The sequence below is a fragment of the Serratia sp. PGPR-27 genome, assembly GCF_022678525.1.
GTDB lineage: Bacteria > Pseudomonadota > Gammaproteobacteria > Enterobacterales > Enterobacteriaceae > Serratia > Serratia nematodiphila.
In genome coordinates this window covers 226,446-241,255 of sequence record NZ_JALBYS010000001.1, presented here as the reverse complement: position 1 = coordinate 241,255, position 14,810 = coordinate 226,446, and the positions used below count along the sequence as shown (strand labels likewise).

The 14,810-nt window shown below is 59.6% G+C and carries 12 protein-coding genes and 1 other annotated feature; of the genes, 3 read left to right on the top strand and 9 right to left on the bottom strand.

Going from position 1 to position 14,810, the window contains the following annotated elements; genetic code table 11:
• Nucleotides 1–56: 56 nt before the first annotated feature.
• Entirely contained in the window at nt 57–1,970 is a 1,914-nt protein-coding gene (dnaK, locus tag MMS95_RS01185) for a molecular chaperone DnaK (protein WP_004932972.1), read from the bottom strand.
• 324 nt (nt 1,971–2,294) lie between these two features.
• Between dnaK and satP the strand changes: the two genes are divergently transcribed.
• Nucleotides 2,295–2,894 carry an acetate uptake transporter gene (satP, locus tag MMS95_RS01180; protein WP_048326269.1) on the top strand — a complete coding sequence of 200 codons (600 nt, stop codon included), beginning with the start codon at nt 2,295–2,297 and terminating at the stop codon, nt 2,892–2,894.
• 44 nt (nt 2,895–2,938) lie between these two features.
• Here the strand turns inward: satP and MMS95_RS01175 are convergent, their stop codons facing one another.
• The 3 genes from MMS95_RS01175 to tal form a co-directional block, all read right to left on the bottom strand.
• The gene (locus tag MMS95_RS01175; protein WP_044029718.1) at nt 2,939–4,246 is read right to left on the bottom strand and encodes an MFS transporter; all 1,308 of its coding nucleotides are present in this window, start codon (nt 4,244–4,246) and stop codon (nt 2,939–2,941) included.
• Between the two features lie 124 nt (nt 4,247–4,370).
• Nucleotides 4,371–4,958: a molybdopterin adenylyltransferase gene (gene mog / locus MMS95_RS01170; protein WP_004932980.1), complete on the bottom strand. Its 588-nt coding sequence runs from the start codon at nt 4,956–4,958 to the stop codon at nt 4,371–4,373.
• Between the two features lie 151 nt (nt 4,959–5,109).
• Complete coding sequence (tal, locus tag MMS95_RS01165; protein ID WP_004932982.1) at nt 5,110–6,063, bottom strand: transaldolase; 954 nt, start codon at nt 6,061–6,063, stop codon at nt 5,110–5,112.
• Between the two features lie 383 nt (nt 6,064–6,446).
• Between tal and MMS95_RS01160 the strand changes: the two genes are divergently transcribed.
• Nucleotides 6,447–7,883 (top strand): sodium:alanine symporter family protein, encoded by a 1,437-nt coding sequence (locus tag MMS95_RS01160; protein ID WP_242141321.1) that lies wholly within the window; start codon nt 6,447–6,449, stop codon nt 7,881–7,883.
• Nucleotides 7,884–7,988: 105 nt separating this feature from the next.
• Complete coding sequence (yaaA, locus tag MMS95_RS01155) at nt 7,989–8,765, top strand: peroxide stress protein YaaA (protein ID WP_033631756.1); 777 nt, start codon at nt 7,989–7,991, stop codon at nt 8,763–8,765.
• Between the two features lie 46 nt (nt 8,766–8,811).
• Here yaaA and thrC read toward each other — a convergent pair whose 3' ends face one another.
• The 5 genes from thrC to MMS95_RS01130 all read right to left on the bottom strand — a co-directional run bounded on the left by thrC (nt 8,812) and on the right by MMS95_RS01130 (nt 14,543).
• A complete protein-coding gene (gene thrC / locus MMS95_RS01150; RefSeq protein WP_049277389.1) occupies nt 8,812–10,101 on the bottom strand; it encodes a threonine synthase in 1,290 nt (429 codons plus the stop codon).
• Nucleotides 10,102–10,104: 3 nt separating this feature from the next.
• Nucleotides 10,105–11,034, bottom strand: a complete 930-nt coding sequence (gene thrB / locus MMS95_RS01145) for a homoserine kinase (RefSeq protein ID WP_004932993.1) — start codon at nt 11,032–11,034, stop codon at nt 10,105–10,107.
• A gap of 1 nt (nt 11,035) precedes the next feature.
• On the bottom strand, nt 11,036–13,495 hold the full coding sequence (thrA, locus tag MMS95_RS01140) for a bifunctional aspartate kinase/homoserine dehydrogenase I (RefSeq protein ID WP_004932996.1): 2,460 nt from the start codon (nt 13,493–13,495) through the stop codon (nt 11,036–11,038).
• 24 nt (nt 13,496–13,519) lie between these two features.
• Nucleotides 13,520–13,637: a sequence feature (Thr leader region), on the bottom strand.
• Nucleotides 13,576–13,644, bottom strand: a complete 69-nt coding sequence (gene thrL, locus MMS95_RS01135; RefSeq protein ID WP_086581142.1) for a thr operon leader peptide — start codon at nt 13,642–13,644, stop codon at nt 13,576–13,578. It overlaps the preceding feature by 62 nt.
• 212 nt (nt 13,645–13,856) lie before the next feature.
• Nucleotides 13,857–14,543: a tRNA/rRNA methyltransferase gene (locus MMS95_RS01130; protein WP_033631753.1), complete on the bottom strand. Its 687-nt coding sequence runs from the start codon at nt 14,541–14,543 to the stop codon at nt 13,857–13,859.
• Nucleotides 14,544–14,810: the final 267 nt, after the last annotated feature.

Below are 14,810 nucleotides of genomic sequence, written 5' to 3'. Positions count from 1 at the left end.
CCCGTGCTGGTTTCCGGGAGCGGCACCTCGGCCGCCCCGTGCCCGCTTAAGGGCGATTATTTTTTGTCTTTAACTTCTTCGAACTCGGCGTCAACCACGTCGTCGTCTTTCTGCGCCGCGTTGTCCGCGCCGGCGTCAGCACCCTGCTGAGCCTGCTGCGCCTGAGCCATTTCCAGCAGTTTGCCGGAAACCTGCACCAGTGCCTGAGTCTTCGCTTCGATCTCGGCTTTATCTTCGCCTTTCACCGCCGCTTCCAGATCCTTCAGCGCCGCTTCAATCGCCGTTTTGTCTTCCGCCGGCAGTTTGTCGCCCGCTTCTTCCAGCTGCTTGCGAGTGCCGTGGATCAGGTGATCCGCCTGGTTACGCGTCTGCACCAGCTCTTCGAACTTGCGGTCCGCTTCAGCGTTCAGCTCGGCGTCGCGCACCATTTTCTGGATTTCGTCTTCGTTCAGGCCAGAAGATGCCTTGATGGTGATCTTCTGCTCACGGCCGGTGTTCTTGTCTTTGGCAGACACGTGCAGGATGCCGTCGGCATCGATATCGAAGGTCACTTCGATCTGCGCCATGCCGCGCGGCGCCGCCTGGATGCCGTCCAGGTTGAACTGGCCCAGAGATTTGTTATCGCTGGCGCGCTTACGCTCACCCTGCAGCACGTGGATGGTTACCGCAGACTGGTTGTCTTCCGCAGTAGAGAACACCTGGCTGTGCTTGGTCGGGATAGTGGTGTTTTTGGTGATCAGCGGCGTCATCACGCTGCCCATGGTTTCGATACCCAGCGACAGCGGGGTCACGTCCAGCAGCAGAACGTCTTTCACATCACCGGCCAACACGCCGCCCTGTACCGCAGCGCCCACGGCAACCGCTTCGTCCGGGTTCACGTCTTTACGCGGTTCTTTGCCGAAGAAGTCTGCGACTTTCTTCTGCACCATTGGCATACGGGTCTGGCCGCCCACCAGGATCACGTCCTGAATGTCGGAAACCGACAGGCCAGCGTCTTTCAGCGCCACTTTCAGCGGTTCGATAGAGCGCGCAACCAGATCTTCAACCAGCGACTCGAGTTTGGCGCGAGTCACTTTGATGTTCATGTGTTTTGGACCGGTCGCGTCTGCAGTGATGTACGGCAGGTTAACGTCGGTCTGCTGAGCGGAAGACAGTTCGATCTTCGCTTTCTCAGCGGCTTCTTTCAGACGCTGCATCGCCAGCGGATCGTTGCGCAGATCGATGCCCTGATCTTTCTTGAACTCTTCCACCAGGTAGTTGATCAGACGGCTGTCGAAGTCTTCGCCACCCAGGTGGGTGTCACCGTTGGTCGCCAGCACTTCAAAGGTTTTTTCGCCGTCAACGTCGTCGATTTCGATGATGGAGATATCGAAAGTACCGCCGCCCAGGTCATAAACCGCGATGGTGCGGTTGCCGACTTCTTTGTCCAGGCCATAGGCCAGGGCCGCCGCGGTCGGTTCGTTGATGATGCGCTTGACTTCCAGACCCGCGATGCGGCCGGCGTCTTTGGTCGCCTGACGCTGGGCATCGTTGAAGTATGCCGGTACGGTGATAACCGCTTCAGTTACCGGTTCGCCCAGGTAATCTTCCGCCGTTTTCTTCATTTTTTTCAGCACTTCCGCAGAGATCTGCGGCGGAGCCATTTTCTGGCCTTTCACTTCCAGCCAGGCGTCGCCGTTGTCGGCTTCGACGATTTTGTACGGCATGATCGCTTTGTCGCGCTGCGCTTCTTCATCCTGGAAGCGGCGACCGATCAGGCGCTTGATGGCGAACAGGGTGTTTTCAGGGTTGGTGACTGCCTGACGCTTAGCCGGCTGGCCAACCAGAGTTTCACCGTCCTGGGTATATGCGATAATAGAAGGAGTGGTGCGGTCGCCCTCGGCGTTTTCCAGCACGCGTGCCTTGGCACCATCCATAATTGCTACGCAAGAGTTGGTCGTACCCAGGTCGATACCAATAATTTTGCCCATCTAAACGTCTCCACTAAAAAATTCATAATCAGTCAGGTTGCTAACCTATATGCGGGCGATTTTTTGCTTTTCAACTGCCCGATATCTCAGTGCGACCCGCGGTTAGCAGCTGCGGTTGCAAATAAGATGGGGCCATCCAACCCGGCATCAAGGGGCAAGGCGAAAAAAATTTCTTTTTTTATCGTCATTCAGATCATTGTTTCCGGTTGCGGGGATCATTATGATGCGCGCGCTCTGGTGGAAAACTTCGATTTTTTGGCCATTCAGACCATTTATGATTTTAATTCGCTGTTTCCGTTAATTTTCTGTTATCGCAGAGGACTTATGCACACCAACAAGTTGGCGAATCCCGGCCCTCTCGGCCTGATGGGCTTCGGGATGACCACCGTCTTGCTGAACCTGCACAACGCGGGCTTTTTCCCACTGAACTCCGCCATCATCAGCATGGGGATTTTCTTCGGTGGCCTGGCCCAGATCCTGGCCGGTCTGCTGGAGTACAAGAAGGGCAACACCTTCGGCATGACCGCCTTCACCGCCTACGGCAGCTTCTGGCTGAGCCTGGTCGGCCTGCTGCTGCTGCCGCGTCTGGGCCTGGCAGAGGCCACCGAAGCCCACGTGCTGGGCATCTACCTGGCGCTGTGGGGCATCTTCACCCTGTTCATGTTCTTCGGCACCCTGGGCGCCAACCGCGTGCTGCAGTTCGTGTTCGCCAGCCTGACGCTGCTGTTCGCCCTGCTGGCCGTCGGCAACATCACCGGCAACCACACGCTGCTGACCTTCGCCGGCTATGAAGGGATTATCTGCGGCGCCAGCGCCATTTACCTGGCGATGGCCGAAGTACTCAACGAGCAATACGGCCGCACCGTGCTGCCGATTGGCGAACCGGCTCCGGCGCGCGTCGCGGCCTCACCGGTCACGGCGTAATCGCCCGCCCCTGATGAAAAAGCCCTGCACTGCAGGGCTTTTTTTTAGCTGTAGGAGTCGGCTCGCCGCTCCCCGGCTTCGCTGTTCAGGTCACGATGCAGGTAGAAGCCGAGCAGCAGCCCGATGAGCGACAGCGCCAACACATAGTAAGCGGGCGCTAACGGGGTTAATTTCATGATCAACGTCACAAAAATAGGGGTTAAACCGCCAAAAATAGCGTACGAGACGTTATATGAGAACGAGATACCGGTAAACCGCACTTCCGCCGGGAATGCCCGCACCATCACGTACGGTACGGCCCCCACCACGCCTACGCTGAACCCCACCAGAGCATAACAGGCGAACAGCATTTCCGGGCGCACGCCCACCGTCTGATAGAACAGCCAGCTGCAGCCGGCCAGCAGTACACTGCCGACCACCAGCGTTTTGCTGGCGCCGAAGCGATCGGCCGACAAACCGGCGACGATGCAGCCGGCGATCAACATGATGGTGGCGATGCTGTTGGCCTGCAGCGTCAAGGCCGGCGCGATGCCGAACTGCTTTTGCAGATAGGTCGGGGTCATCAGGATCACCACCACGATGCCGGCGGAGAGCAGCCAGGTCAGCAGCATCGACACCGCCACTTCCCGTTTGTGGTTGAGCACCACCGATTTCAGCGGCAGCTCCTCGGCCAGCGCTTTACGCGCCTGCATCTCGATAAAGATCGGCGTTTCCTGCAGCCAGCGGCGCAGGTACATCGCCACCAGGCCGAACATGCCGCCAAGCAGGAATGGAATGCGCCAGCCGCCGCCGGCAATGCTCTGCGGGCTGAGCGTGGTGTTGATCACCGTCGCCACCACCGAGCCCAGCAGGATGCCGACCGTCAGCCCGGCGGTCAGCGTGCCGCAGGCGAAGCCGATGCGCCGGCGCGGCACGTGTTCGGCGACGAAGACCCAGGCGCCCGGCACCTCACCGCCGATCGCCGCCCCCTGCAGCACGCGCATCAGCAGCAGCAACAGCGGCGCGGCGATGCCGATGCTGGCGTAGGTCGGCAGCAGGCCCATCGCCAGCGTCGGCAACGCCATCAGCAGAATGCTCAGGGTAAACATCTTTTTGCGGCCGACCAGATCGCCGAAGTGCGCCATCACGATGCCGCCCAGCGGGCGGGCCAGATAGCCGGCGGCGAAGATGCCGAAGGTTTGCACCAGCCGCAGCCATTCCGGCATGTCCGCCGGGAAGAACAGATCGCCGACCACGGCGGCGAAGAACACAAAGATGATGAAGTCGTAAAACTCCAACGCGCCACCTAACGCGGCCAACGTCAGCGTTTTGTAGTCTTGCCGGTTCAGCCGGCGATTAGTGTCGTGAGGCATAGGGCACCGTCGGTAAAGGCTGTAAAAGTAAAAGCCGCAGGCTTTCTGTAAAAGAATCCTTACTATAGCGGCAAATTATTTTCACACCAGACGGACTGAGGCCGATGTCGCAGAACGCTGAAATTTAGAGGTTTATCTCGCGACGCGCGCTCTTTGGCCGAAATGCTGCTACCACCGCGGCATGCGTTTCGACGTAAGGCCCGTCGAGCAGCTGAATGCAGTAAGGCACGCTGGCGAAGATGCCGTGCACCACCGCATTGCCCTGCTCATCCTTTACCCCTTCCAGCGTTTCCTTGATCGACTTCGGTTGGCCGGGCAGGTTGATGATCAGCGCCTGTTTGCGGATCGCCCCCACCTGGCGAGAAAGAATTGCCGTTGGCACATAGTGTAGGCTGATCTGACGCATTTGCTCGCCGAAGCCGGGCATCACGCGATCGGCGATCGCCAGCGTGGCGTCGGGGGTGACGTCGCGGCGCGCCGGCCCGGTGCCGCCGGTGGTCAGCACCAGATGGCAGCCCATTTCGTCCACCAGTTCGCACAGCGTCTGTTCAATTTGCGTCTGCTCATCGGGGATCAGCCGGGTTTCCAGCTTGAAGGGCGTCGCCAGCGCGCCGCTCAGCCACTCCTCCAGCGCCGGAATGCCTTTATCCTGGTAAACGCCGCCGGAAGCGCGGTCGGAAACGGAAACCAAACCAATACGTAAAATATCCATGCGTAACCTCTACAGCCTGATGGGGTTCGAACGGGTTCGTCTCCCGTTCTGTTGTCATTGCCGAGAGTATAAGGGCTTCCCCCGCCTGCGGGGGCGTCGGGCATAAAAAAAGGTGGCTCAGGCCACCTTTTTACTGCGCGATCTGCGGGAATTACAGCAGGTCGGCGATCATTTTTTCCAGTTTGCCCTGGTCTACGGCGAACTTGCGGATGCCGTCGGTCAGTTTCTCAACCGCCATCGGATCCTGGTTGTGCTGCCAGTAGAACTCAGGTTCGGTCAGTGCGGCAGGACGCGCCTTCACTTCACCGGTATAAGACAGTTTGCGCTCCAGCGCGCCTTCGCTCTCCGCCAGCTCTTTCAGCAGCGCAGGCGCGATGGTCAGGCGGTCGCAGCCGGCCAGTTCGATGATTTCGCCGACGTTGCGGAAGCTGGCGCCCATCACCACGGTGTTGTAGCCGTGCTGTTTGTAATACTGGTAAATTTCGGTCACGGAGATCACGCCCGGATCTTCGTGCGGGGCGAACTCTTTCTTGTCGCCGTTGGCTTTGTACCAGTCGAGGATACGGCCGACGAACGGCGAGATCAGGTAAACGCCGGCTTCGGCACAGGCGCGAGCCTGAGCGAAGGAGAACAGCAGCGTCAGGTTACAGTTGATGCCTTCTTTCTCCAACTGCTCCGCCGCGCGGATGCCCTGCCAGGTCGAGGCCAGTTTGATCAGAATGCGATCGTTGCTGATGCCGGCTTCGTTGTACAGCTTGATCAGGCGCTTGGCCTTGGCCACGCTGGCAACGGTGTCGTAAGACAGACGCGCGTCCACCTCGGTGGAGATGCGGCCCGGAACCAGTTTGAGGATCTCCAGACCGATGTTGACCGCCAGCTTGTCGGCGGCATCGGCGATTTGCTGCTCGCGATCGCTGCTCTGGCCGCGCGCCCAGGCGATGGCTTCGTCAATCAGTTTGCGGTATTCAGGAATTTGGGCTGCATTGAGGATCAGCGAAGGGTTGGTTGTGGCGTCCTGCGGTTGATACAGCTTCATTGCCGCGATATCACCCGTATCTGCAACCACCGTGGTCAGCTGGCGCAGGGAAGTTAATTTGTCGGTCATGTTGGCATTATCTCATCGTTTGTGCATGAACTTTTGGCATTGTTCAACCATGCCCTACCCTGATAATAACATGCGCCAAGCCCGGTGCAAGGCTGGAAAACCGCGGCGCACAAGCATCTGTTTTATCCTTGGGCGAGCAACCGTTTACGCCGATATCTTTCGCCATTACCGAGCGGATGGAAAGGCAATAACGTGCTATTGTCCGAATAAATTATGTTAAATTCGAAAAAATTGATGCAATTCGTCCGCTAATCTGCGAAAAATCTTAATCGACTGACGCCGGACAGATTCCAGCTAAGCTCTTGTAAAAAATAGGCCAATGTTTTTCACCTGCGGTGGATGCTGCAAGGTGCGCATTAAATTTCGATAAGAGGAGGGATCCATTGACGGACCTGATGAATTTTATAAACAACATTTTGTGGGGGTCGGTGCTGATTTATCTGCTGCTCGGCACCGGCATTTACTTCACGCTGCGCACCCGCTTTATCCAGCTCCGCCACTTCAGCCACATGTTCTCGGTGTTGAAAAACAGCAATAAAAGCGACAGCGCCGGCATCTCCTCTTTCCAGGCGCTGTGCACCACGCTGGCAGCGCGCGTCGGCACCGGCAACCTGACCGGCGTCGCCATCGCCCTGACCGCCGGCGGCCCCGGCGCCATCTTCTGGATGTGGGTGGTGGCGTTTATCGGCATGGCCACCTCATTTGTGGAAAGCTCGCTGGCTCAGCTCTATAAAACCAAAGACGATAACGGCAACTACCGTGGCGGCCCGGCCTATTACATGGAAAAAGGCCTTGGCATGCGCTGGATGGGCGTGCTGTTCTCGATCTTCCTGATCATCGCGTTCGGTCTGGTGTTCAACGCCGTGCAGGCCAACTCCATCGCGCAAGCTTCCGCCGTCGCCTTCCACTTACAGCCGCTGCACGTCGGCATCGGTCTGGTGCTGCTGAGCGGCGTGGTGATCTTCGGCGGCATCCGTTCCATCGCCAAAGTGGCCGAACTGGTGGTGCCGCTGATGGCCAGTGCCTACCTGTTGCTGGCCCTCTGGGTGATTGGCCATAACATCGAACACATGCCGGCGATCCTGGCGCTGATCTTCAAAAGCGCCTTCGGCCTGCAGGAAGCCGCGGCCGGCGCCGTCGGTTACGGCATCTCCCAGGCGATGACCCAGGGCGTACAGCGCGGCCTGTTCTCCAACGAAGCCGGCATGGGTTCGGCGCCCAACGCGGCGGCGTCCGCCTCGCCTTATCCGCCGCATCCCGCTTCGCAGGGCTACGTGCAGATGCTCGGGGTATTTATCGACACCATCGTCATCTGCAGCGCCACCGCGGCGATCATCCTCTCCTCCGGCATTCTCGATCAGCCGACCGACAGCATCAGCGGCATCGATCTGACCCAGCGCGCGCTGTCGACCGCCGTCGGCAGTTGGGGCACGCCGTTCGTCGCTATCGCCATCTTCTTCTTCGCCTTTACCTCGATCATCGCCAACTACGCCTATGCCGAGAGCAACCTGGTGTTCCTCGAACACAATCATCCGGGCGGCCTGCTGATTTTCCGCTGCGTGGCGCTGGGCATGGTGATGTTCGGCGCGCTGGCGGAGCTGCCGCTGGTGTGGAAAATGGCGGATACCTCCATGGCGCTGATGGCGATCACCAACCTGACGGCGATCCTGCTGCTGTCGCGGGTGGCGCTGAAGCTGGCCGACGATTACCATCGCCAGCGCCGCCTGGGCAAACTGCCGACCTTCGATGCCAACCGCTACCCAGAGCTGAAATCGCAACTGGAGCCGGGCGTGTGGGACGACAAGCAGCCGCCGCGCTGAGTATTCCGGGGCGTGTGCGATGCACGCCCCGCCTATTGGACCGATTGCCCCTTTTTTCCGCGCTTTTTGCTACAGTATGCGCACTTGGATAAACAGGATCTGGCCATGCTCGTTATTATTTCCCCTGCAAAAACGCTCGATTACGAAAGCCCGCTGGCGACAGAACGCTTCACGCAGCCCGAACTGCTGGACAAATCTCAGCGGCTTATCAAAATTTGCCGCGCGCTGACGCCGGCGCAAATCGCCAGCCTGATGAGCATCAGCGACAAGCTGGCCGGGCTCAACGCCGCGCGCTTTAGCGAATGGCAGCCGAAATTTACCCTGGACAATGCCCGCCAGGCGTTGCTGGCGTTCAAGGGCGATGTTTATACCGGCCTGCAGGCGCAGGATTTCAACGAAGCCGATTTCGACTTCGCCCAGCAGCATTTGCGCATGCTGTCCGGCCTGTATGGCGTGCTGCGGCCGCTCGATCTGATGATGCCGTACCGGCTGGAGATGGGCATCAAGCTGGAAAACCCGAAGGGCAAAGATCTGTACAGCTTCTGGGGCGATCAGATCACCCAAAAGCTCAACGAAGCGCTGGAGCAACAGGGCGACGACGTGGTGGTCAACCTGGCCTCCGACGAATATTTCAAAGCGGTGAAACCGGCCAAGTTGCACGGTTCGCTGATCAAACCGGTGTTCCTCGACGAGAAGAACGGCAAGTTCAAGGTCATCAGCTTCTACGCCAAGAAAGCGCGCGGGTTGATGAGCCGCTTTATCATCAAAAACCGCCTGACGCGCAGCGAGCAGCTGGCGGACTTCAACCTGGAAGGCTACGCCTTCGACGAAGCCGCCTCGCAGGGCAACGAGCTGGTGTTCAAACGCCCGGAACAAGCATAAAAAAAGCCGTCGCAAGACGGCTTTTCGCATTTTACCCTGCCGAACTTCAGGCCGGCAGCCCCATCAGGAACGTGCGCAGCTCGCCGAAACTGGCCGGCAGCGTGTGCGACAGCAGCGGCAGATCGGCCCGCAACGCCAGCGCTTTCGGCAACGGCAGTTCCTGGCCGAGGATAGCTTCCACACTCTCTTTAAACTTGGCCGGATGCGCGGTGCCGAGGAACAGACCGAACTCCCCTTCCTGCAGCTGATCGCGCAGCGCGCGGTAGGCGATGGCCGCGTGCGGTTCGGAGATATAGCCCAGCTCGGCCAGCTCACGCATCGTGTCTTTGGTGGTCTCGTCGCTGACCGCCGCGTGACCCAGCTCTTTCAACTGCCAGACCTTGCGACGGAACAGCTCTTCCACGCGCGGCCAGTTGTTTGGCTGGCTGACGTCCATGGCGTTGGACAGCGTCGCGACCGTGGCGTGCGGCTGCCACTGGCCGCTGGTCAGGAAGCGCGGCACGGTGTCGTTGGCGTTGGTGGCGGCGATGAAGCGCTTCACCGGCAGGCCCAGCGATTTGGCCAGCAACCCGGCGGTCAGATCGCCGAAGTTGCCGCTCGGCACCGAAATCACCAGCTGATTGCGCGCTTCCTGCGGCAGCTGCGCCACCGCCTCGAAGTAGTAGCAGATCTGCGCCAGCAAGCGACTGATGTTGATCGAGTTGGCCGAGTTCAGGTGCAGCGCGTCTTTCAATTCCTGATCGTCGAACGCCTGCTTCACCAGCGCCTGACAGGCGTCGAAGTCGCCGTCGATCGCCACGGTGTGGATGTTGCCGCCCAGGGTGCAGAACAGCTTTTCCTGCAGCGGGCTGATTTTGCCCTGTGGATACAGGATCACCACCCGTACGTTTTTCAGGCCGTAGAAGGCATGCGCCACCGCGGCGCCGGTGTCGCCGGAGGTGGCGGTCAAAATGGTCACCGGCTGATCACCGGCCACTTCCGCCAGCATCTGTGCCATAAAGCGGCCGCCAAAGTCTTTGAACGCCAGCGTCGGGCCGTGGAACAGCTCCAGGCAGGAGACGTCTTCCGTCACTTTCGCCACCGGCGCCGGGAACTCAAAAGCGGCCTGTACGCGTTTCTTCAACGCTGCTTCCGGCACCTCTTCGCCGATAAAGGCCGACAGAATGCGGCTGCTGCGGGTGACAAAGTCCTGCTCCAGCAGTTGGTCGATTTCGGTCAGTTCGAACGCCGGCAGCTCCAGCGGGAAGAACAGCCCCTGCTGCTTGCCCAGGCCTTGTTTGATCGCCTGCGCGAAGCTGACCTGCTCGTTGTGATCCTTAAGGTTGTACAGTTTCATGCGTTATCCCAGTAGTCGAGCGCCTGCGGTATCCAGACGGCAAATATGAACAAAACCTTCGTCGTTTTGCAGATAGTGTTGTTGCAGCCAGGCGGCCATGCGTTGCGCGGTGGCGCCGTCGTTGCAGACGGCGAACAGCGTCGGGCCGGAGCCGGAGATGCCGCAGGCCAGCGCGCCGATCTCCTGCGCCGCCTTGCGCGCTTCGGCGAAGCCCGGCAGCAGCCGGGTGCGGTACGGCTCGGCGATCACGTCCTGCATTAATTTGGCGGCCAGCTGCGGCTGCCGGGTGTGGCAGGCGTGAATAAAGCCAGCCAGATAACGGCCGTGGCTGATGCAATCCTGGCGGCGGTACTGCGCGGGTAAAATGGCGCGCGCTTCGGCGGTGGACACTTTGATGCCCGGATAGGCCATCACCCACAGCCAATCGTCAAAGCACGGCACTTCCTGGCTGATAATGCCTTCTTCTTCCAGCATCAGCTGCAGGCCGCCCAGATAGCAGGGCGCCACGTTGTCGTAATGCACGCTGCCGGAAATGCGGCCTTCCAGCTCGCCCATCAGACCGAGCAGCGTCGTCTTATCCAGCGGCCGATCGCAAAATTCGTTCATCGCCATCAGCCCGGCCACCACCGAACAAGCGCTGGAGCCCAGCCCCGACCCGATCGGCATGTTCTTTTCCAGCCGCATCGCCACCGGCACTTCGCGGCCGATCTCCTGGCAGAAACGCTCCCAGCATTGATAAACGATGTTCTCTTTCGGCTCGGCCGGCAGCTTGCTGACGAAGCGCCCGGCGTTTTGCAGACTGAACGTCTCGGCGGCTTCCACGCTGACACAGTCGCCCAGCAGCGTGCCGTCGATCGGCGAAACCGCCGCGCCCAGCACATCAAAACCGACGCTGACGTTACCGATCGAGGCCGGTGCATACACCTTAACCATATTAAACTCCCAACTTCCATGACAGTGTGCGCAGCAGATCGGCGAACACGCCCGCTGCGGTCACATCGTTACCGGCGCCGTAGCCGCGCAGCACCAGCGGCAGCGGCTGATAATAACGGCTGTAGAAGGCCAGCGCGTTCTCGCCGTTCTTCACTTTATACAACGGATCGTTGCCGTCCACCGCCTCGATGCGCACCTTACAGCGCCCTTCGTCGATCAGGCCGACATAGCGCAGCACCTTGCCTTGCTCGGCGGCATTGGCCACGTTGCGCGCGAACTCTTTATCCAGTTCCGGCAGCCGCGCCAGGAAATGCTCCACGTCGCCCGACGCGTCGAAGGACGGCGGCAGCACCGGCTCGACCTCGATATCGCTCAGCTCCAGCTTGTAACCGGCTTCGCGCGCCAGGATCAGCAGCTTGCGCGCCACGTCCATACCGGACAGATCGTCGCGCGGATCCGGCTCGGTGTAGCCATTGGCTCTGGCCTGCAGAGTCGCCGCCGACAGCGACAGCCCTTCGTCCAGCTTGCCAAAAATAAAGGACAGCGAACCGGACAGGATGCCGGAGAAACGCACCAGCTCATCGCCGGCGTTCAGCAGGTTTTGCAGGTTCTCGATCACCGGCAGACCGGCGCCGACGTTGGTGTCGTAGAGGAACTTGCGGTGCGAACCGGCGGCGGCGGCGCGCAGTTGCTGATAATAGTTCATCGACGAGGTGTTGGCCTTTTTGTTCGGCGTTACCACATGGAAGCCGTCCGCCAGGAAGTCCACATACTGATCGGCCACCGCCTGGCTGGAGGTACAGTCGACGATCACCGGGTTCAGCAGGTGATACTCCTTCACCAGCCGGATCAGGCGGCCGAGATTGAACGGCTCCTGCGCGCCGGCCAGCTCGTCCCGCCAGCTGTCCAGCGCGATGCCGTGCACGTTGGTCAGCATCACGCGCGAGTTGGCGATGCCGCACACCCGCAGATCGATATGTTTTTGCTTCAGCCACGGCTGCTGGCGGTAGATCTGTTCGATCAGCGCCCCGCCGACGCCGCCGACGCCGATGACGAACACTTCGATCACCTGATCGGTGTTGAACAGCATCTGGTGGCTGACGCGCACGCCGGTGGTGGCGGAATCATTGCTGACCACCACCGAGATTGAACGCTCGGAAGAGCCCTGGGCGATGGCGACGATATTGATGTTGGCGCGCGCCAGCGCGGAGAAGAAGCGCGCTGAAATGCCACGCAGGGTGCGCATGCCGTCGCCGACTACCGAGATGATCGCCAGGCGCTCCATGACGTCCAGCGGATCCAGCACGCCATCTTTCAATTCCAGATAGAACTCCTCCTCCAGCGCGCGGCGGGCGCGCTGCAGTTCGCCCTGCGGCACACAGAAGCTGATGCTGTATTCGGAAGAGGATTGGGTGATCAACACTACCGAAATGCCGGCGCGCGACATCACGGCGAACACCCGCGCAGCCATGCCGACCATGCCTTTCATGCCCGGGCCGGAGACGTTGATCATCGCCATATTATTCAGGTTGGTGATGCCTTTCACCGGCATATCGGCATCGGTGCTGTCTTTGCCGATCAGCGTGCCGGGAGCCTGCGGGTTGGAGGTGTTTTTTATCAGGCAAGGGATTTGGAATTGGGCAATCGGCGTGATGGTGCGAGGGTGCAGCACTTTGGCGCCGAAATAGGAAAGCTCCATCGCCTCCTGGTACGACATCGATTTCAGCAGCCTGGCGTCCGGCACGGTGCGCGGATCGCAGGTATACACGCCGTCGACGTCGGTCCAGATTTCGCAACAGTCGGCGCGCAGGCAGGCGGCCAGCACCGCGGCGGAATAGTCGGAGCCGTTGCGGCCCAGCACCACCAGCTCCCCCTTGTCGTTACCGGCGGTGAAACCGGCCATCAGCACGATGTGGTCGGCCGGGATCGCCGCGGCGGCGATGCGCAGCGTGGACTCGGCGATATCCACGGTAGACTCCAGGTAGTGGCCCTGCGCCAGCAGTTTCTCCACCGGGTTGATCACCGTGACCGGGTAGCCCTTGGCGCGGAACACCCCTTCCATGATGGCGATGGAGAGTTTTTCGCCGCGGCAGATGATCGCCGCGTTCACGCTGTCCGGGCACTGCCCCAGCAGCGAGACGCCGTGCAGCACCTGTTTGAGCTGCGCGAATTCCTGATCGACCACGCCTTTCAAACGATCGTATTCAAAGCCCGGCAGCGCCTGCGCCAGCCCGCTCAGCAGGTCGGCAAAGATCCGCTCGGCGTCGCTGATATTCGGCAGAATGTCCTGGCCCGCCACCGTTTTGTCGATCATTGCCACCAGATGGTTGGTGATCTTTGCGGGGGCGGACAAGACCGTGGCTACCTGCCCTTGACGCGCATTACTCTCCATGATGTCGGCGACGCGCAGAAAACGTTCTGCATTCGCCACCGAGGTTCCGCCAAATTTCAGCACTCGCATGTGTGATCTCTCCGAATTTAAGCCGAAAAAAAAGCCCGCACTGATTAGGTGCGGGCTTTTTTCTGTGTTTCCTGTGCGCGTCAGCCCGCCCCGTTACCTGTGGTATCGGTGGTGGTAATAATTGTGGTTTTCAGGCTGATGTTGCGCATGTTGTCTGTCTGTCTCATGAAATACTCTGTCCCCTCTATTGGTTAAAGCAATCGCTATCCCAAGTCAAACTATTTCTTTTTTTTGCTTATTTTCCGTTCAGCGGCGGTAATGCGCGATGCAACAGGTGAAAAGCAAAATGACAGAACAAAAAAACAACTTAAAGCCGATTTACTAGTGGATCACGCTGGGTAACCGTCTGATGGAGCCGCTATCACTTGGCGAGTTTTTTTTCGATGTCGTGCAGCAGCGTATGCAGCATCGCCGTATCTCGCTGTTGCAGCGCGCCGAGGCGCTGGTGCAGCCAGTCGCGCAATTTTTGGTCATCGCCGACCTCCAACGCGCTCAACAAGGCATCGGCGCGGCGGCGCAGCGCCTTAAGCTGCCCTTCCGACGCCGCCGTTTCCTGTGGCGTATTGACACCCATCAGGCTAGCCAGCTGATAGCAGTACACCATCACCGCCTGGCCCAGGTTAAGCGACGGATAGTCCGCCTGCATCGGCACGCCGGTCAGCAAGTCCGCCAACGCCAGCTCTTCGTTGGTCAAGCCGGAATCTTCGCGGCCGAACACCAGCGCGGCCTGGCCGACCCACTGCTTACGCTCGCTCAGCTGTTCCAGCAGTTCGGGCGGCGTACAGTAGTAGTGAAAGCGCGCGCGGCTGCGGGCGGTGGTGGCGACGGTAAAATCCACGCCCGCCAGCGCCTGTTCCAGCGTGGCGAACGTTTGCACGCCGTCGAGGATCTCGCCGGCACCGTGCGCCACCCAGCGCGCCGCCGGCTGCAGGTGCGCCTCGCTGTCGACGATGCGCAACGACGTGAAGCCCATGGTTTTCATCGCGCGCGCCGCCGCGCCGACATTTTCCGGCCGCGCCGGAGCCACTAAAACAATATGAAGCTGCATCACTCTTCCACCGAAGGCGGGCCTGCGTTTTTGACGATGGCGCAGCGCCCGCTTATATTTACAATTACGTAACAATAAACGCGTTAATAGCAACAAACAAGATTAAACGGCTCGTTGAGCTAATAAACCCATCGTAATAGTCATTATTCGCGCTTATGTTTTACTGTGTTTATTTATCAATAAGTTAAAACAACGCGATGATCAATAAGCGAATAATTGTATCCTATCGGGCCGGATAATGCTGAATCGTTCACAGAATTTGAGGTT